Genomic DNA, 17,172 nt, shown 5'->3' on the forward strand with positions numbered 1-17,172 from the left:
ACAGTGGACCGCATGGCACTGGGCAAGGACTACGTGACGCAGGAATGCTCGATCGCCCGCGCGCTCGAGGTCGTCGGCGAGCGGTGGACGCTCCTCGTCGTCCGCGACGCGATCTACGGCGTCCGGCGCTACAACGACTTCCTGGTCCACCTCGGCATCCCGCGCGCCGTTCTCTCGGCCCGGCTGAAGATGCTCACCGAGGAGGGGATCCTGGTGAGGCGCCGGTACCAGGAGGCGCCGCCGCGTGACGAGTACGTCGTCACCGAGCGCGGCATCGCGCTGTGGCCGGCGCTTCGGGCCCTCGGGCTGTGGGGGCGCGAGCACTTCCAGGAGGCCCGGCTGCGGTCCTTCCGGCATGCGGAGTGCGGCACCGAACTCGGGTCGTACGGCGAATGTCCCGCGTGCGGAACCGTCGTGCCCGTCCCGGACGTTGTCATGGTGCCGGAGCCGGGACTCGCTCCCGATCCGGTGGACCCGGTCAGCAGGGCGCTGCTCAAGCCGAAGAGGCTGTTGGAGCCTCTGGAGACCGATCCTGTATAACCGATACGGGGAGTAGAACCGCAGGTCAGTGCAAGGGGAGGGGGAGCGGTCGTGCGCAGTCGTGTCGCCGTCGCGCGTCCCGTCGTCCTGCTGCTGGTCCTGGTGAACCTGCTCCTGCTCCAGGCCACGCTCCTCGACACCGGCAGCCTCTCCACCGCCGTCGCGCTCGCCGCGACCGCCGCCGCCGGCTCCGCGCTCGCCGTCTGCTCGCTCGTCGCCGCCCGCTGCGCCCCCGCCGTCGCGCCCACCCGGGTCCGTACGGCGATACGTGACCGGGACCGGCGTACGGCCTTCCTGCCCCAGCGCGACCCCGACGCCTCGGGGCGCCGTCGGCCCCGGGCACCCGGACACGCCCTCGCGACGACCTGCGCGTAGGGCACCACTTCACCGAAGCCGAAGCCGAAGCCGAAGTCACTGTGACCCCGCGCGGGTCGTCATGCCGCCATGCCATGTCCCGGCACCAGCAAGGTCCCGGCGCATGCCATGTCCACGCACCCGGCACGACGCACCCCAGCACGGAGGGTCCACTCATGTCCGTTTTCGCCCGCTTGGTCGAGCAGCTCGCCGACCTGCTCCAGCCGCTCTTCCACGCCTCGGCGGCCGCCGCCGCGATCGTCCTGTTCACCGCGCTCGTACGACTGCTCGTGCATCCCCTGTCCCGGGCGGCCGCCCGCGGCCAGCGCGCCCGCACCGCACTGCAGCCGAGAGTCGCCGAGCTGCGCAAGAAGCATGCCGATGACCCCCAGCGGCTGCAGAAGGCGGTGCTGGAACTGCATGCCGAGGAGAAGGTCTCGCCGCTGTCCGGCTGCCTGCCCAGCCTGCTCCAGCTGCCCGCCTTCTTCCTCCTCTACCACCTCTTCTCCAACTCCTCGATCGGCGGCGAGACCAACGGGCTGCTGACGCACTCGCTGTTCGCCGCGCCGCTCGGCGGCCGCTGGGCCGACGCCCTCGCCGACGGCGGGATCTTCGGGACGGCTGGGCTCGTCTACCTCGCGCTGTTCGCCCTCGTCGCGGCCGTCGCCGCCTTCAACTTCCGCCGCACGAAGCTGATGATGGCGAAGAACCCGGTCACCGTCGCGGCCGGTGGGGGCGATCAGGTGCCGGGGCTCGGCGCGGTCAACAAGGTCATGCCGTTCATGTCCTTCTTCACGCTCGTCACCGTGGCGGTGGTGCCGCTCGCGGCCGCGCTGTACGTCGTCACCAGTACGACCTGGAGCGCGATCGAGCGGGCCGCGCTCTACCGCTGAGCCCTCGGCCGGAAGGCCGCGGTTACGGTCCAGTACCTGAACAAGGTCTTGCGGACTGGACCAGGTGATTGGAGGATCGACCAGTCCTCCGATGGCTGCACACATCGGTCGGGCGCCCCGCTATCGAGGGAGATGGTGACCATGAAGCTGCTGCGAGTCGGTACGGCCGGTGCGGAGCGACCCGCGCTGCTCGACGCCGAGGGAACCCTGCGGGATCTGTCGGGCATCGTGGACGACATCGACGGGGCGCTCCTCGCCGACGACGGCGCGCTCGGCCGGGTACGGGCGGCGGCCGAGGCCGGCGAACTGCCCGCGCTGGACGCGGCGGGCCTGCGGATCGGGCCCCCGCTCGGCCGGATCGGCAAGGTCGTGTGCATCGGGCTGAACTACCACGACCACGCCCGCGAGACGGGCGCGGAGCCGCCCGCCGAGCCCGTGATCTTCTTCAAGGCCGCGGACACGGTCGTCGGGCCGAACGACACCGTGCTCGTGCCCCGCGCCTCCACCAAGACCGACTGGGAGGTGGAGCTGGCCGTCGTCATCGGACGGACGGCCCGCTATCTGGAGTCGGCCGAGCAGGCGCTCGCGCATGTCGCCGGGTACGCGGTGGCGCACGACGTGTCCGAGCGTGAGTTCCAGATCGAGCGGGGCGGGACCTGGGACAAGGGGAAGAACTGCGAGACGTTCAACCCGCTGGGCCCCTGGCTGGTCACCGCGGACGAGGTGGCCGACCCGCAGAACCTGTCGCTGAAGCTGTGGGTGAACGGGGAGCTGAAGCAGGACGGCACGACGGCCGAGCAGATCTTTCCGGTGGCGGAAGTCGTGCGGTACGTCAGCCACTTCATGACGCTCTACCCCGGGGATGTCATCAACACCGGTACGCCGGCCGGGGTTGCCATGGGGCAGCCCGAGCCGAAGCCGTATCTGCGGGCCGGGGACGTGGTGGAGCTGGAGATCGCGGGGCTCGGCCGGCAGCGGCAGGAGCTCAAGGACGCCTGAGGGGCGGGGAACGGCGCCTCGGCCGGCGACTGCGGGTCCGTTGCGGCCCGTCGCTCACGCGGCGGAGCCGCATGCCGACAGCCGCATGCCGACAGCCGCATGCCGACAGCCGCATGCCGACAGCCGCATGCCGACAGCCGCATGCCGACAGCCGCATGCCGACACGGCCCCGAGCCCTTGAGGCGTCCCCCAACGGCCCGAGCCCCCGAGGCGTCCCCCATCAGGCCAGCAGTGAGGCGAGCCTCCGCCATGCCTCTCGCGGCAGGCCGTCCCGCGAGCCCTCGTCGATCACCTGGATCGCCACATGGTCCGCGCCCGCCTCGTGGAAGGCCTCGATGCGGGAGCGGATGCCGGCCTCGTCGCCCCAGGCGAAGAAGGTGTCGATCAGACGGTCGCTGCCGCCGTCCTTGAGGTCGTCCTCGGTGAAGCCCAGACGCAGCCAGGTGTCGGTGTAGTTGGGCAGGGCGAGATACAGGGCGAGGGTGTCGCGGGCCGCGGCACGGGCCCTGCCCGGGTCGGTCTCCAGGATCACCTTGAACTCCGGGGCCAGCAGCGCGCTGTCGCCGAGGATCTTGCGGGCCTGGGCCGTGTGCTCGGGCGTGACCAGATACGGGATCGCGCCGGCCGCGCGCCTGCCGGCGAGGTCGAGCGTCTTCGGCCCGAGGGCGGCCAGCACCCGGCGGTCGGCAGGCACCCCGGCGGCGTCCAGGGCGTCGAGGTAGGCGACCAGGGCCGAGTACGGGCGGCGGTACTGCTCGTGGAGCCTGGCGTGGCTGACCCCGAGGCCCAGCACGAAACGGCCGGGGTGGGCGGCCTCGACCCCGGCGAAGGCCGCGGCGCTCTCGGCGGCCTCGTACTGCCAGATGCTCTGGATGCTGGTGCCGACGGTCAGCGTCGAGGTCGCCTCCAGCAGAGGGACGGCGTGCCGGGCGGCGCTGCTGCCGCCCAACCAGGCGGCGCCGAAGCCGAGTTGTTCCAGCTCGGCGGCGGCCTCGCCGATCTCGGTGCGGCGGGAGGGGTCCTCGTCGCGCAGGCCGTGGCTCCAGATTCCGTACCGCCCGACGGATTCCTTGAGAAGGTGCGGGGTGTTGCTCATGGGCCTGGTTCCCTCCGGTCGGTGGTGATGCCGTAACGCATGTGACATCAGTGACAACCGGAGGGTGCCCCGGGGTAATCCCCGATCAGCTCTCCAGGAACTGCCCCAGCGCCTCCACCACGAAGCGGTGGTCCTGCAGCTGAGGGAGGCCCGAGACGGTCACCGAGCCGATGACGCCGACGTTCTCGACGTTGATCGGGAACGAGCCGCCGTGGGCCGCGTAGCTGTCCGGGTCCAGACGGGAGGACTCCTCGAACGTCGTGCCCTTGGCCCGGAAGCGGGCGCCGACCAGGTAGGAGGCGGCGCCGTAGCGCTCGACGACCCGGCGCTTGCGGGCGATCCAGGCGTCGTTGTCCGGGGTCGAGCCGGGCAGGGCCGCATGGAAGAGCTGCTGGCCGGCGCGGTGGATGTCGATGGCGACCGGGGCCTGGCGCTCCCTGGCCAGCTCGACCAGGAGAGAGCCCAGGGCCCAGGCGTCGTCGCAGGTGAACCGGCGGAAGACCAGGCGGCGTTCCTGTGCCTCCAGCTCCTCCACGCTCGGGGTGATCTCGGGGGCGAACTTCGGGGTGATCTGCGGGTGATGCATCAGAGGGTCACCGTCACCTTGTCGCGGGCGGACCGGCGGGCCGCCTCCAGTACGTCGAGGGCCGCGGCCGCTTCCAGCGCGGTCACCGGGTTGGGTCCGGCACCGGTCAGGGCTGCCGCCACGGCCGCATAGTAGGCCGGGTAGTCGCCGGGCAGGGTCCGCACGGGACGGCCGCCGCCGGTCAGCGGGGATTCGCCGGCACCGAGCCGGCCCCACAGGGGCTCGGGCTCGGCGCCCCACCGGGGACCGGGCCGCAGCCCCTCGCGCAGGGCCGCCTCCTGCGGGTCCAGGCCGTACTTCACATAGCCCGCCTCCGAGCCCAGCACCCGGAAGCGCGGACCGAGCTGGGCCGTCGTGGCGGAGACGTAGAGGTGGGAGCGGACGCCGTTCGCGTGGGTGAGCGCGATGAAGGTGTCGTCGTCCGTCTCGGCGCCGGGGCGGCGGATGTCCGTCTCGGCGTAGACCTCGGTGGCCGGGCCGAAGAGGACCAGGGCCTGGTCGACGACATGGCTGCCGAGGTCGTAGAGCAGACCTCCGATCTCTGTCGGGTCGCCGGACTCGCGCCAGCCGCCCTTCGGCTGCGGGCGCCAGCGCTCGAAGCGGGACTCGAAGCGCCGGACATCGCCCAGTTCGCCCTCGTCCACCAGGTGACGCAGGGTCAGGAAGTCGTTGTCCCAGCGGCGGTTCTGGAAGACCGACAGCAGCAGGCCGCGCTCCTCGGCGAGGGCGGCCAGCTCGCGCGCCTCGGCCGCCGTGCCCGCGACCGGCTTGTCCACGACCACCGGCAGGCCCGCCTTGAGGGCGGCGGTGGCGAGCGGGACGTGCGTCCTGTTCGGGGAGGCGATGACGATCAGGTCCAGCCCGTCGGCGCGGTCGAACAGCTCGTCGGGGGTGCCGGCGACGCGCACGTCCGGGAACTCGGCGCGGGCCTGCTCCTGCCGCTCGGGGTTCGAGGTGACCACCGTGTCCAGGGCGAGGCCCTCGGTGGCCGCGATCAGCGGGGCGTGGAAGACGGAGCCCGCGAGGCCGTAGCCGACGAGGCCGACGCGGAGGGGGGTACCAGTCATGGCCCCTACTTTGGCAACGCTGTTGCCAAAGTGCAAGCGGTGGGGAGAATGGTGGCGTGAACAGGACGAAGAGCGGCGAGCCGGTCGGAGCGAATCTCTTTGCGGTGCGCAGTCACAACACCGCGCTGGTGCTGGATCTGCTGCGGGCGGCCGGGGTGGAGGGCATCAGCCGTCTGGAGCTGGCCGAGCGGACCGGGCTGACCCCGCAGGCCGTCAGCAAGATCACCGCGCGGCTGCGGCAGGAGGGGCTCGCGGCGGAGGCCGGGCGGCGGGCGTCCACCGGGGGCAAGCCGCGCACCGTGCTGCGGCTGGTGCCGGAGGCCGGGCACGCGGTGGGCGTCCATCTGGACCGGGACGAGCTGCGGGCCGTACTGGTGGATCTCGACGGGGCCGTGGTGGGTGAGCGGCGCGCCGTGGTGGACCTGGGGGCCGGGGCGGAGGCCGTGCTGGGGGTGGTGGACCAGGTGGCCGAGGGGCTGGTGGGGGAGGTGCTGGGGGGTGAGGGGCTCTCCGGTGCCGGTTCGCTGCTCGGTGTGGGGGTCGCCCTGCCCGGTCCCCTCGATCACGCGCGCGGGGTGCTGCACCGGGTCACCGGGTTTCCGGAGTGGGAGGGGTTTCCGCTGCGGGACGCGCTCGCCGAGCGGCTGGGGGTGCCGGTCGTGGTGGACAAGGACACGAACGCGGCGGCGCTCGGGCTGTCGGTCGGGGGCGAGGGCGGATCCTTCGCCTACCTGCACCTCGGTACGGGCCTGGGGGCCGGACTGGTGATCGGCGGGAGCGTGCATCGCGGGGCGCGGACCGGGGCGGGCGAGTTCGGGCACCAGGTGGTGCAGCTGGACGGGCCGGCGTGCGGGTGCGGGAACCGGGGGTGCGTGGAGGTGTTGTGTCTGGGGGCCGTCGGACGGGGTGACGTGGAGGAGGCGGCGCGGGTGCTGGGGGTGGGGGCCGGGAATCTGGTCGGGCTGCTGGACATCGACCTGGTGCTGCTCGGGGGACGGACCGTCGCCACGGCGCCGGAGGCGTTCGTCCGCGGGGTCGCCGAGGTGCTCGATGCCCGGGCGCGCAGGGAGGGGGTGCTCGGGGGGACGGTCCCGGTGCGGGTCGCATCCGGCGGGGAGCGGGTCGTGGCGGAGGGGGCGGCACAGCTGCTGCTGGGACCGCTGTTCGGGCGGGCGGACGGGTGAGGGGTTCCGCCGGTCTGGGGCCGGCAGCCGGGCCTCAAGGAGCCCGCAATGCGGCCGAGGGTGCTGCAAACCGCCCAGAGGTGCGGGGAGCGGCGCGACGAGCCCCCACCGGCCTGCGGTTGGAGGAGTCCCGCGGCTTCGTGGGTTCGGGGCCTCCGCCCTGCGGCGGAGGGTGCTGCAAGCCGTCGGCCGGTCCGCTGATCGAGCGGACTTGGTGCCCCTCTCCGGAGTGGCACCCCGATACCCCGGGAACCCCCGGCATGGTCATGTGTTCATGCGACTGCGTACGTCTCTGCCCCTCTGCCTCGCCGCAGCCGCCGTCCTCGTTCCCGTGTCGCCGGGCGGCGCCCACGCGGACACGACGTCCTGTGCGGCGCCGGGCGGCCGCGCCTTTCCGCTGACCACCCGGATCCACGGCGGCCCCGGCTCCTACGAGGCGGGTGGAGGCTACGGCACCTGGTACATCGACCTGACCAACACCACCGGCCAGGCCTGCACCGGCATCCACCCGGTCGTGGTCCTCGTCGACAACAAGCGCGTCCTGAAGTCGTCCCAGCCCAAGCTGGACTTCTACGACGGCTCCCGCGCCCGGCCCGTCACCTTCGAGAGCACCGACGAGCAGGAACTGGTCGGCGTGCTGGACGCGGAGGGGTTCGACGGGTTCGCCGTGAAGCCCGGCACGACCGTCACCGTCAAGGTCAGGCTCTCGCTCACCTCCGACGCCGTACCCGACCAGGTCACTGCCAACGCCGCACTCGTACGCCGCCGGGGCGAGGACGGCGACTGGGTCGGGGAGTCCAACGACTACCGCTTCGGGATCGGGGAGGACGGGCCGGACGGGGACGGCGAGGCAGGGGTGGGAGAACCGGAGGGTACGGGGTCGAGCCCAGCCGCCACTCCGCAGCCCACCCCCCAGACCACTCCGCGGGCCAGCCCCCAATCCACGCCCCAGGGCACTCCGAGCGCTTCCGCTCCGGAGGACGACAGCTCGTTCCTCCTCGCCCAGGAGGCGCAGGGGGGTCAGTGGGGTCAGGGGGCCCAGGGGGCTCAGGAGGCGGGAGAGCGGGCCCGGGAACTGGCCCGGACCGGCCCCGGTCCCGGCCCCGGCTTCGGTCTCGCGCAGGGTCTGCTCGCCGCCACCGCCACCGCGCTCGTCACCGTCGGCACAGGCGTGTACCTGCTTGCCCGCCGGCGTCGCTGAGCCACGAGCCACGGGCCGCCGTGCGGCGGCCCGGCCCCCGTCTGCGACGATCACTGCGTGGACTACCCGAACGACCAGGCCCCCGGCGCCCCCGTCCGCTCCGGCATCCCCGAGCACGGGCGCATCCCCAAGTACTACGCGGTCAAGGCGCGCATCGCCGGACTGCTCGAGGAGCTGGGCGAGGGCAGTCTCATCCCGACCGAGCGGGATCTCGCCGAGCGGTACGACGTCGCCCGCGAGACCGTACGGCAGGCCGTGCGGGAGCTGGTGCTGGAGGGACGGCTGAGGCGCCGGGGGCGGGGAACCGTCGTCGCCGGGCCCAAGCTGGCCCAGCCGCTGTCCCTCGCCAGCTACACCGAGGGAGTGCGCAGACAGGGCCGCACACCGGGTCGTACGCTCGTCACCCTAGATCGCTTCCCCTGTCCGGAACCCCTCGCCGCCGAGGCCGGACTCACCCGGGGCGAACCCGTCTGGCACCTGGAGCGGGTGCTGCTCGCCGACGACGAGCGGGTCGGTCTGGAGAGCACCTATGTCGCCGTCGACCGGGTGCCGCGGCTCGACGCCGATTTCGATCCCGACTCCTCCTTCTACGCCTACCTGAAGGACCAGGGCATCGATTTCGGAGACGCCGACGAGCGCCTCGAGACGGTGCTGGCCACCCCCCGCGAGGCCCTGCTCATCGGCACCCCGCCCGCCCTGCCGATGCTGCTGATCCACCGCGTGTCCCGGGACACGGAGGGACGGCCGCTGGAGCGCGTGCGCACCCTGTACCGCGGGGACCGGTTCTCCTTCACCGCCCACCTGCGCGGCTGAAACAAGCCCTTCGCATCCTCGCCCAGATAACGAGAAGATAACGGGTCTAGCCCAAACGTGATGGGTCGTTCACGCTCTCGTTGTCAGCCGGACCTTTCCGGTTCCCCGTTCGCGAGGAGCGTTGCCGTCGTGAGAGTGACAGTCGTCGGAGCAGGCGTGGTGGGCACCATGCACGCCTTGCAAGCAGTGGAGCGCGGCCATGAGGTTGTCCAGATCGAGCGTGAGGCGGAGGCGCGGGGCGCCTCGCTGCGCAACTTCGGACAGATCTGGGTCAGTGGTCGCGCCGGTGGAGAAGAGCTGGAGACCGCGCTGCGGGCGCGGGAGCTGTGGGAGGAGATCGGCGGGCGCGTGCCCGCACTGGGATTCCGTGCCAACGGGTCACTGACCCCGGTGCGCGGGGACCTCGAACTGGCCGTCGCCGAGGCCGCCGTGGCCCGCCCCGACGCAGCCGCCCGCGGCTACAAGCTGCTGACCCCGGGCGAGGCCCGCGCCCTGAACCCCGCCCTCCGCGGCGAGTTCACCGCGGCCCTCTACTGCGAGCGCGACGCCGCCGTCGAGCCGCGCACCGCCCAGCTCGCCCTGCGCGAGGAGCTGCTGAAGTCCCCGAACTACACCTTCCTGCCGGGGCGCGAGGTGCGCGAGGTGGTCGGTGCCGGGACCGTCCGGGACGACCACGGCGACGTGCACCACGCGGACGCCGTCGTGCTGTGCACCGGCGCCTGGCTCGGCGGACTCGTCCGCGAGCTGGCCGGACCCGGCCTCCCCGTGCGCCGCGTCCGCCTCCAGATGATGCAGACCGAGCCGCTGGGCGAGACGCTCACCACCTCCGTCGCCGACGCCGACAGCTTCCGGTACTACCCGGCGTACTCCTCCCCGGCACTGGACGCGCTCAACGCCGGCCAGCCGCAGCCGCAGACCGCCGCCGAGCACAAGATGCAGCTGCTCATGGTGCAGCGCGCCGACGGCGGACTGACCATCGGCGACACCCACGAGTACGAGCACCCCTTCGCCTTCGACACCCTGGAGGACCCCTACGACCACCTCACCGGCGTGGTCGAGTCCCTCCTCGGCCGCCCGCTGCCGAAGATCCGGCGCCGCTGGGCCGGCGTGTACGCGCAGTGCACCGACACCAGCCGGGTCGTGCACCGGCAACAGGTGAGCGACGGAGTGTGGCTGGTCACCGGGCCCGGCGGGCGCGGCATGACCTGCTCGCCCGCGATAGCCGAAACCACCGCGAACGAACTGGGCTGGTGAGGAAGTTGACCACAGATCCCCGCGACATCCGTCTCGTCGTCCTCGACATGGCGGGCACCACCGTCGCCGACGGCGGCCTGGTCGAGCGCGCCTTCGAGGCCGCCGCGGCCGAACTGGGCGTCGAGCCCGGCTCCGCCGACCACGAGGAGAAGCTGGACTACGTCCGCGCCACCATGGGCGAGTCCAAGATCTCCGTCTTCCGGCACCTCTTCGGCGCCGAGGACCTCGCCCGGCGCGCCAACACCGCCTTCGAGAAGGCGTACGGCGACCTCGTCGACGCAGGCCTGATCGCCCCGGTCCCCGGCGCCCGCGAGGCCATCGAGGACATCGCCGGCAGCGGCCGTACCGTCGTCCTGAGCACCGGCTTCGCCCGCGTCACCCAGGACGCGATCCTCGCCGCCCTCGGCTGGCAGGACCTCGTACCGCTCACCCTGTGCCCGGCCGACGCGGGCGGCCGCGGACGGCCCTTCCCCGACATGGTGCTGGAGGCCTTCCTGCGCACCAAGGCCGCGGACGACGTCCGGCAGATCGCCGTCGCCGGCGACACCTCCTACGACGTGCTCAGCGGCGGACGTGCCGGAGCGGGCCTGGTCGCGGGCGTCCGCACCGGTGCCCACGGCGACGAGGAGTTCCGCGCGGCCGGCGCCACCCACATCCTCGACTCGGTCGCCCAGCTGCCCGGCCTGCTCACCGGAGCCCGGTGAGATGGGCATCCGCTTCGACTCCGTCACGGTCGCCTATGACGGCAACGTCGTCCTCGACTCCCTCGACCTGACCGTCGAGCCCGGCGAGGTGATGGCGCTGCTCGGGCCGTCCGGCTCCGGCAAGACCACCGCGCTTCGGGCGGTCGCCGGGTTCGTGCGGCCCGCCTCCGGGCGGGTGTTCCTCGGCGACCGTGACGTGACGGACCTGCCGCCCCACCGGCGGGGCATCGGGATGGTCGTCCAGCAGTACGCGCTCTTCCCGCACATGCGGGTGGACGAGAACGTGGCCTTCGGACTGAAGGCCCGCAAGGCTCCCAAGGGCGAGATACGGGGGCGGGTCGCCGAGGCGCTGGAGATGACCGGCATGGCCTCCTACGCCCGACGCCACCCGCGGGAGCTGTCCGGCGGCCAGCAGCAGCGCGTCGCCATCGCCCGCGCACTCGCCATCCGGCCGGACGTGCTGCTCCTGGACGAGCCGCTGTCCGCACTGGACGCCCAGCTGCGCTCCGGGATGCTGGCCGAACTCGCCCGACTGCACCGGGAACTGCCGGACGTCTCCATGCTGTACGTCACCCACGACCAGGTGGAGGCCCTCACCCTGGCCGACCGGATCGCGGTGATGGACGCCGCGCGACTTCAGCAGTGCGGCACTCCTCGCGAGCTGTATCGGGCGCCGAAGAGTGAGTTCACCGCTTCCTTCGTGGGCGGCGCGAACCTGCTGCCGGTGACCGTGGGGGCCGCAGGCGTCTCCTTCGCGGGGACCGAGCTGAAGGTCGACACGGCGGAGGCGGTCGCGGGGGCGCGGGCCACGCTGTGTGTCCGTCCGCATCTTGTGGGGCTGGGGGACGGCCCCAATCAACTCCTGGGCACCATAAGGGAGATCCAGTGGCGGGGAGCCACTCATCGGCTGTACGTCGAGGTCGACGGGCACAGTGTCATGGCGGATCTGCGTGAACTGAAGCACCCGCCGGCCCACGGGGACACGGTGAGGCTCCACTTCGCACCCGATGACGCGATGCTCCTGCCCGCAGGAGTGAGCCATGGCTGAGGCCGCACAGAACGCGCGGGCCGCCCGGGGCCGGTCGCACCCACGCGGCGGTGACCGCGAACCGAACACAGCCCCGCGCCCCTTCGGGGCGCTCCTGTGGACCCTTCCCCCCGTAGCCGCCCTCGCGCTCTTCTTCCTCTACCCCCTCGCCCTGGTCGTCCAGCAGTCCTTCCGGCCCGACACGGGCGGCACCTCCGTACAGCCGTACGTCGACGTCTTCACCTCGGAGGCGTTCCGGCACGCGCTGTGGACCACGGTGTGGCTGGCGCTCGCGGCCACCGCCGGCTGCCTGGTGCTGGGCTTCCTGCTGGCGCTGGTCATCGCCTTCGTGCCGTTCCCCGGCGCGAAGGCGGTCGCCCGGTTCGTCGACGTCTTCCTGTCCTTCCCGTCCTTCCTCATCACGCTGGCGCTGCTGTTCATCTACGGCAGCGTCGGCATGGCCAACGGCCTGTGGACGGACGTCACGGGCGCGGCGGACGGACCCTTCCAGTTCCTCACCACGCCATGGGGGGTGCTGCTGGCGGAGGTCACCTACTTCACGCCGTTCGTGATGCGGCCGCTGCTCGCCGCCTTCTCCCAGCTCGACACCGCACAGCTGGAGGCGGCCAGTTCGCTCGGCGCCCGCGCGCCCCGCATCGTGCGGCGGGTGATCCTGCCGGAGGCGCTGCCCGCGCTCGCGGCCGGCGGCAGCCTCGTCCTGGTCCTGTGCCTCAACGAGTTCGGGATCGTGCTCTTCACCGGGGCGAAAGGGGTCACGACCCTCCCGATGCTCGTCTACAGCAAGGCGATCCTGGAGTCCGACTATCCGGGCGCGTGTGTGGTCGCCGTCGTCAACGTCCTGATCTCCGTGGGGCTCTACGGCCTCTACCGGGTGGTGAGCCGTCGTGCTGGTGCATAGCCGCAAGGGCAAGTGGGCGGTCTGGGCGGTGTTCCTCGTCCTCTTCCTGCCCCTGTTCGCCCTCCCCCTCCTCGTCGTCCTCGGCGCCTCCTTCGCCACCCACTGGTCCAGCGTCCTGCCCTCGGGCCCGACCACAGCCCACTACCGCGCCGCCACCCGCGGCGAGGCCCTCCAGGCACTGACCACCAGCCTGGTCACGGCCGTCACCGCGAGCCTGCTCGCACTGGCATCCGGCACCTGGGCCGCGCTGGCCGGAGCGGCCCTGAAGAAGAGCCACCGCCGGGTCCTCGACGCACTGTTCGTGCTGCCGGTCGCCGTGCCGTCGGTGGTGGTCGGACTGTCGGTCCTGGTGGCGTTCTCCAAGCCGCCGATGCTGCTCAACGGCACCCGGTGGATCGTGATCGTCGCCCACACCGTGCTGGTCACCGCCTTCGCCTACCAGTCCGTGTCGGCGGCGATCACCCGCCTCGACCCGGCGTACGAGCAGGCCGCCGCCTCCCTCGGGGCCCGGCCCGCATACGTCCTGTGGCGGGTTCGGCTGCCGCTCCTGCTGCCCTCGCTCACCGCCGCCGCAGGCCTCTGCTTCGCCCTGTCGATGGGCGAGCTGAGCGCCACGATGATGCTCTACCCGCCCGACTGGACCCCGCTTCCGGTCCTGATCTACTCGGCCACCGACCGGGGCGCCCTGTTCGTGGGCTCCGCCGTCGCGGTGGTCCTCATGGCCGCCACCCTGCTCGTCCTGTTCGCCGTCTCCCGGGTGCGCACCAGAGCCTCGTTCCGCTGACCCCGTAATCCGCCACCGCCCCAAACCCCTTCCGCCGCGCAAGGAGTTCATCCCGCCATGCCCAGAAACACCCTCAAGCTCGCCATCGCCGTCTCCCTCGTCGCAACCCCGCTGCTGTCCGCCTGCGGGGGCTCCGCCGCCTCCGACGAGAAGGTCGTCACCGTCTACAGCGCCGACGGCCTCAAGGGCGAGAACGGCGACGGCTGGTACGACAAGGTCTTCGCCGACTTCACGAAGCAGACCGGGATCAAGGTCAAGTACGTCGAGGGCGGCTCCGGCGAGATGGTGCAGCGCGCCGTCCGCGAGAAGAACAACCCGCAGGCCGACGTGCTGGTCACCCTCCCGCCGTTCATCCAGCAGGCCGACGGCAAGGGCCTGCTGCAGAAGTACGAGCCGAAGGACTCCGTGATGGTCAGCGGGGGCGACAAGGCCTCCGACGGCACCTGGACCTCCGTCGTCAACAACTACTTCGGCTTCGTCTACAACAAGAAGGAGCTGAAGCAGGCGCCGAAGACCTGGGAGGAGCTGCTGGACGCCAAGTACAAGAACAAGCTCCAGTACTCCACCCCGGGTGTCGCCGGTGACGGCACCGCCGTCCTGATCAAGGCGATCAACGACTTCGGCGGCAAGGACGCGGCCCTCGCCTACCTGAAGAAGCTCCAGGCCAACAACGTCGGCCCGTCCGCCTCCACCGGCAAGCTCGCCCCGAAGGTCGACAAGGGTGAACTCCTGGTCGCCAACGGCGATGTGCAGATGAACTATGCCCAGTCCAAGACCATGCCGGGCCTCGGCATCTGGTTCCCGGCGAAGCAGGGCGGCAAGCCCACCACGTTCGCGCTGCCCTACGCGGCCGGCCTGGTCACCAAGGCCCCGCACGGCGAGAACGGCAAGAAGCTGCTCGACTTCATGCTCGCGCAGAAGCAGCAGCAGGAGGTCAGCGAGATCGGCGGCGGCTTCAGCGCCCGCTCGGACGTCAAGGCCGTCGACGCCAACGCCATCGCGCTCGCCAAGCTGATGGACGGCGTGGAGATCTTCACGCCGGACTGGAACGACATCGACAAGAACCTCACCGCCTACGTCGAGGACTGGAAGTCCGCCACCGGCAGCTGAGCCCTCCAGGGCCTCGGCCGCCCAACGAGTTCCGCCCCGCGTACGTATGCGTCCCGCCGTCGTGGCTGGTCGCGCCCGCGCGGCGGTAAGCCGCAGGTCAAAGACAGGCCTGCGCCCTGGGAGTTGGCCGCCCCGTCGGCTGCTCCGCACCGCCCCTGGTACCGCCGGGGGCGGTGTCATGACCACTCCTTGCACGTCCACCCTCTCCTCCGGAGGACTCCGTGCCCACCCTGTCCCGCCGTACCTTCCTCGTCTCCGCCGCCGCTGTCGCCGTGGCGGCCGGCCCGCTCACGGCCGTCGCCCGCGCCGCGGCCAAGACGCCCAAGGTCCTGGTCATCGGCCTGGACGGCGCTCTGCTCCAGCGCATCAAGGACGCCGACGCCCCGAACCTCGACGCCCTGATGGCCGCGGGGGTCACCGCGCCCAGCAGCATCTACGCCAACCCGCTCGCGCCGACCCTGTCCGGCCCCGGCTGGTCGACGATCATCACCGGTGTCTGGCCGGACAAGCACAACGTCAAGGACAACAACTTCACCGGCTCCCGGTTCACGCAGTACCCGGACTTCCTCACCCGTGCCGAGACCGCCGAGCCGCAGCTCGTGACGTACGCCGTCGCCTCCTGGGCGCCGATCACCGACACGGTCTTCTCCCCGAAGGTCGACACCCGTGTCTCCACCCCGAGCGCCGAGTACGACACGGGCACGACCTCCCGCGCAGTGGCCCAACTGCGGGACGGCAACCCGGACGCGGTCTTCGTCCACCTCGACAACATCGACCACGCCGGCCACAGCTACGGCGCCGCCTCCCAGCAGTACCTGGACGCCGTCCACACCGCCGACGCCCAGGTCGGCCAGATCGTCGCCGCCGTCAGGTCCCGGGCGACCTACGCCGGCGAGGACTGGCTGATCATGATCACCGCCGACCACGGTCACACCGACGCCGGCGGCCACGGCGGCTCCACCCTGCAGGAGCGCCAGACCTTCCTCATCGCCACCGGGCCCACCCTGGCGGCCGGTTCGGTCCGCTACGACGTGAAGATGCCCGACGTCGCCGCCTCCGCGCTCGCCCACCTCGGCATCGCCCTCGACCCCGCCTGGGGCCTGGACGGCCGCCCGGTCCAGCAGCCCCTCCCCGACGACTTCGACGCGCTGCGCGGCCAGTTGCAGACCCGGGTGGACGAGACCGGCATCCCGGCGGGCCTCCTCGGCTTCACCCACACCCCGCCCGCCGGCTGGTCCGTCGACAACTCCGCGATGGGCACCGGCGGGGTCACCGAGTGGCGCGGCTGGTCCTTCACCACCGACGAGTTCTGGACCCAGGCCCAGCGCGACCAGAGCCGCGAGTCCAACATCCGCGCCCGGAACGTCTTCGCGGTCGCCGACGGCGACGAGTGGAACGACAAGGCCCTCACCGGCACCTTCGACTCCACCCTCGTCAGCCCCGCCCACCCGGTCACCGGCGGCCGCGCCGCCACCCTCACCTACACCACCTACTACCGGCAGGAGTCCCCGCAGAAGGGCGAGGTCCTCGTCTCCTACGACGGTGCGACCCCCGTCTCCGTGCGCACCTACACCGCCGACGTCCCCTCCCGCACCGAGACCGTCACGCTCCAGGTCCCGGCCGGGGCGACCACGGCCCGCGTCCGCTTCCGTTACACCGGCGGGAACAACTGGTACTGGGTGATCGACGGGGTGCGGATCACTCAGTCCTGACCAGGGTCAGGATCAGGCCGTTCTGATTAGGCTGGGGGCGTCGGTACGCCGTGGTTCCGGCGCCCCCGCTTCTTGATCCGTACGCACGCAGGAGACGCACGCACATGGCAGACCGCAAGCCCATCGAGTCATGGCTCACCGACATGGACGGCGTCCTGATCCACGAGGGGGTTCCGATCCCCGGCGCCGACGCCTTCCTGAAGAAGCTGCGCGACTCCGGGCGGCCGTTCCTGGTGCTCACCAACAACTCCATCTACACCGCCCGTGACCTGCACGCCCGGCTGCGGCGGATGGGCCTGGAGGTTCCGGTGGACAACATCTGGACCTCCGCCCTGGCCACCGCCCAGTTCCTGGACGACCAGCGTCCCGGCGGCAGCGCCTACGTCATCGGCGAGGCGGGCCTGACCACCGCGCTGCACGACATCGGCTACATCCTCACCGACCACGAGCCGGACTTCGTGATCCTCGGCGAGACCCGCACCTACTCCTTCGAGGCCATGACGAAGGCGGTGCGCCTCATCAACGACGGTGCCCGCTTCATCGCCACCAACCCGGACAACGTCGGCCCCTCCACCGAGGGCGCCCTGCCCGCCACCGGCTCGGTCGCCGCCCTGATCACCGCGGCGACCGGCAAGAAGCCGTACTTCGTGGGCAAGCCCAACCCGCTGATGATGCGGGCCGGCCTCAACGCGATCGGCGCCCACTCGGAGTCCTCCGCCATGATCGGCGACCGCATGGACACCGATGTCCTCGCCGGTCTGGAGGCCGGGATGCGCACCTTCCTGGTGCTGACCGGCGTCACACAGCCCGACGACATCGACCGCTACCCCTTCCGCCCCTCCCAGGTCGTCGACTCCATCGCGGACCTGGTCGAACTCATCTGAGCAGGGACTTCCAAACCCCGCCCCACCCGTATGGAGTAATCGCGC

18 protein-coding genes are annotated in these 17,172 nt (G+C 71.8%); 15 read left to right on the forward strand and 3 right to left on the reverse strand.

Annotation, left to right across the window (positions count from 1 at the left end):
- Positions 1-12: 12 nt before the first annotated feature.
- The 4 genes from ACIRU3_RS03905 to ACIRU3_RS03920 all read left to right on the forward strand — a co-directional run bounded on the left by ACIRU3_RS03905 (position 13) and on the right by ACIRU3_RS03920 (position 2,786).
- On the forward strand, positions 13-540 hold the full coding sequence (locus ACIRU3_RS03905) for a winged helix-turn-helix transcriptional regulator (RefSeq protein ID WP_404050919.1): 528 nt from the start codon (positions 13-15) through the stop codon (positions 538-540).
- Positions 541-591: 51 nt separating this feature from the next.
- Positions 592-915: a DUF6412 domain-containing protein gene (locus ACIRU3_RS03910; protein ID WP_404050922.1), complete on the forward strand. Its 324-nt coding sequence runs from the start codon at positions 592-594 to the stop codon at positions 913-915.
- 155 nt (positions 916-1,070) lie between these two features.
- A complete protein-coding gene (locus ACIRU3_RS03915; RefSeq protein ID WP_404050924.1) occupies positions 1,071-1,787 on the forward strand; it encodes a YidC/Oxa1 family membrane protein insertase in 717 nt (238 codons plus the stop codon).
- Between the two features lie 141 nt (positions 1,788-1,928).
- The gene (locus ACIRU3_RS03920; RefSeq protein WP_404050926.1) at positions 1,929-2,786 is read left to right on the forward strand and encodes a fumarylacetoacetate hydrolase family protein; all 858 of its coding nucleotides are present in this window, start codon (positions 1,929-1,931) and stop codon (positions 2,784-2,786) included.
- A 220-nt stretch (positions 2,787-3,006) separates the two neighbouring features.
- On the opposite strand, the gene ACIRU3_RS03925 is transcribed toward ACIRU3_RS03920, so the two are convergent.
- The 3 genes from ACIRU3_RS03925 to ACIRU3_RS03935 form a co-directional block, all read right to left on the reverse strand.
- Positions 3,007-3,882: an LLM class F420-dependent oxidoreductase gene (locus tag ACIRU3_RS03925; RefSeq protein WP_404050929.1), complete on the reverse strand. Its 876-nt coding sequence runs from the start codon at positions 3,880-3,882 to the stop codon at positions 3,007-3,009.
- An 85-nt stretch (positions 3,883-3,967) separates the two neighbouring features.
- On the reverse strand, positions 3,968-4,468 hold the full coding sequence (locus ACIRU3_RS03930) for a heme-degrading domain-containing protein (protein ID WP_404050932.1): 501 nt from the start codon (positions 4,466-4,468) through the stop codon (positions 3,968-3,970).
- Complete coding sequence (locus tag ACIRU3_RS03935) at positions 4,468-5,535, reverse strand: Gfo/Idh/MocA family oxidoreductase (protein ID WP_404050935.1); 1,068 nt, start codon at positions 5,533-5,535, stop codon at positions 4,468-4,470. The genes ACIRU3_RS03930 and ACIRU3_RS03935 overlap by 1 nt, the downstream gene beginning before the upstream one ends.
- 56 nt (positions 5,536-5,591) lie before the next feature.
- Here ACIRU3_RS03935 and ACIRU3_RS03940 point away from each other — a divergent pair, with 56 nt between their 5' ends.
- The 11 genes from ACIRU3_RS03940 to ACIRU3_RS03990 all read left to right on the forward strand — a co-directional run bounded on the left by ACIRU3_RS03940 (position 5,592) and on the right by ACIRU3_RS03990 (position 17,127).
- A complete protein-coding gene (locus ACIRU3_RS03940) occupies positions 5,592-6,719 on the forward strand; it encodes an ROK family protein (protein WP_404050937.1) in 1,128 nt (375 codons plus the stop codon).
- Between the two features lie 274 nt (positions 6,720-6,993).
- Positions 6,994-7,920: a hypothetical protein gene (locus tag ACIRU3_RS03945; RefSeq protein WP_404050940.1), complete on the forward strand. Its 927-nt coding sequence runs from the start codon at positions 6,994-6,996 to the stop codon at positions 7,918-7,920.
- Between the two features lie 57 nt (positions 7,921-7,977).
- A complete protein-coding gene (locus ACIRU3_RS03950; RefSeq protein WP_404050941.1) occupies positions 7,978-8,733 on the forward strand; it encodes a GntR family transcriptional regulator in 756 nt (251 codons plus the stop codon).
- Between the two features lie 129 nt (positions 8,734-8,862).
- Positions 8,863-9,987 carry a TIGR03364 family FAD-dependent oxidoreductase gene (locus ACIRU3_RS03955; RefSeq protein ID WP_404050944.1) on the forward strand — a complete coding sequence of 375 codons (1,125 nt, stop codon included), beginning with the start codon at positions 8,863-8,865 and terminating at the stop codon, positions 9,985-9,987.
- Positions 9,988-9,992: 5 nt separating this feature from the next.
- Positions 9,993-10,691: an HAD family hydrolase gene (locus ACIRU3_RS03960; RefSeq protein WP_404050946.1), complete on the forward strand. Its 699-nt coding sequence runs from the start codon at positions 9,993-9,995 to the stop codon at positions 10,689-10,691.
- Position 10,692: 1 nt separating this feature from the next.
- On the forward strand, positions 10,693-11,739 hold the full coding sequence (locus ACIRU3_RS03965; protein WP_404050949.1) for an ABC transporter ATP-binding protein: 1,047 nt from the start codon (positions 10,693-10,695) through the stop codon (positions 11,737-11,739).
- A complete protein-coding gene (locus tag ACIRU3_RS03970) occupies positions 11,732-12,637 on the forward strand; it encodes a 2-aminoethylphosphonate ABC transporter permease subunit (RefSeq protein ID WP_404050951.1) in 906 nt (301 codons plus the stop codon). Before ACIRU3_RS03965 ends, ACIRU3_RS03970 begins: the two co-directional genes overlap by 8 nt.
- The gene (locus ACIRU3_RS03975) at positions 12,624-13,421 is read left to right on the forward strand and encodes an ABC transporter permease (RefSeq protein ID WP_404050954.1); all 798 of its coding nucleotides are present in this window, start codon (positions 12,624-12,626) and stop codon (positions 13,419-13,421) included. The genes ACIRU3_RS03970 and ACIRU3_RS03975 overlap by 14 nt, the downstream gene beginning before the upstream one ends.
- Positions 13,422-13,478: 57 nt before the next feature.
- Positions 13,479-14,531 carry a 2-aminoethylphosphonate ABC transporter substrate-binding protein gene (locus ACIRU3_RS03980; protein WP_404050956.1) on the forward strand — a complete coding sequence of 351 codons (1,053 nt, stop codon included), beginning with the start codon at positions 13,479-13,481 and terminating at the stop codon, positions 14,529-14,531.
- Positions 14,532-14,752: 221 nt separating this feature from the next.
- The gene (locus tag ACIRU3_RS03985; protein ID WP_404050959.1) at positions 14,753-16,243 is read left to right on the forward strand and encodes an alkaline phosphatase family protein; all 1,491 of its coding nucleotides are present in this window, start codon (positions 14,753-14,755) and stop codon (positions 16,241-16,243) included.
- A 104-nt stretch (positions 16,244-16,347) separates the two neighbouring features.
- Complete coding sequence (locus ACIRU3_RS03990; protein WP_404050960.1) at positions 16,348-17,127, forward strand: HAD-IIA family hydrolase; 780 nt, start codon at positions 16,348-16,350, stop codon at positions 17,125-17,127.
- Positions 17,128-17,172 lie beyond the last annotated feature (45 nt).

Source organism: Streptomyces sp. NPDC101151, assembly GCF_044768335.1.
Taxonomy (GTDB): Bacteria; Actinomycetota; Actinomycetes; order Streptomycetales; family Streptomycetaceae; genus Streptomyces.

Coding starts and splice junctions, on each gene's coding strand:
- ACIRU3_RS03965 (WP_404050949.1), top strand. CDS start 10,693: ATGGGCATCCGCTTCGACTCCGTCACGGTCGCCTATGACGGCAACGTC.
- ACIRU3_RS03980 (WP_404050956.1), top strand. CDS start 13,479: ATGCCCAGAAACACCCTCAAGCTCGCCATCGCCGTCTCCCTCGTCGCA.
- ACIRU3_RS03905 (WP_404050919.1), top strand. CDS start 13: ATGGCACTGGGCAAGGACTACGTGACGCAGGAATGCTCGATCGCCCGC.
- ACIRU3_RS03990 (WP_404050960.1), top strand. CDS start 16,348: ATGGCAGACCGCAAGCCCATCGAGTCATGGCTCACCGACATGGACGGC.
- ACIRU3_RS03920 (WP_404050926.1), top strand. CDS start 1,929: ATGAAGCTGCTGCGAGTCGGTACGGCCGGTGCGGAGCGACCCGCGCTG.
- ACIRU3_RS03935 (WP_404050935.1), bottom strand. CDS start 5,535: ATGACTGGTACCCCCCTCCGCGTCGGCCTCGTCGGCTACGGCCTCGCG.
- ACIRU3_RS03945 (WP_404050940.1), top strand. CDS start 6,994: ATGCGACTGCGTACGTCTCTGCCCCTCTGCCTCGCCGCAGCCGCCGTC.
- ACIRU3_RS03915 (WP_404050924.1), top strand. CDS start 1,071: ATGTCCGTTTTCGCCCGCTTGGTCGAGCAGCTCGCCGACCTGCTCCAG.
- ACIRU3_RS03970 (WP_404050951.1), top strand. CDS start 11,732: ATGGCTGAGGCCGCACAGAACGCGCGGGCCGCCCGGGGCCGGTCGCAC.
- ACIRU3_RS03930 (WP_404050932.1), bottom strand. CDS start 4,468: ATGCATCACCCGCAGATCACCCCGAAGTTCGCCCCCGAGATCACCCCG.
- ACIRU3_RS03925 (WP_404050929.1), bottom strand. CDS start 3,882: ATGAGCAACACCCCGCACCTTCTCAAGGAATCCGTCGGGCGGTACGGA.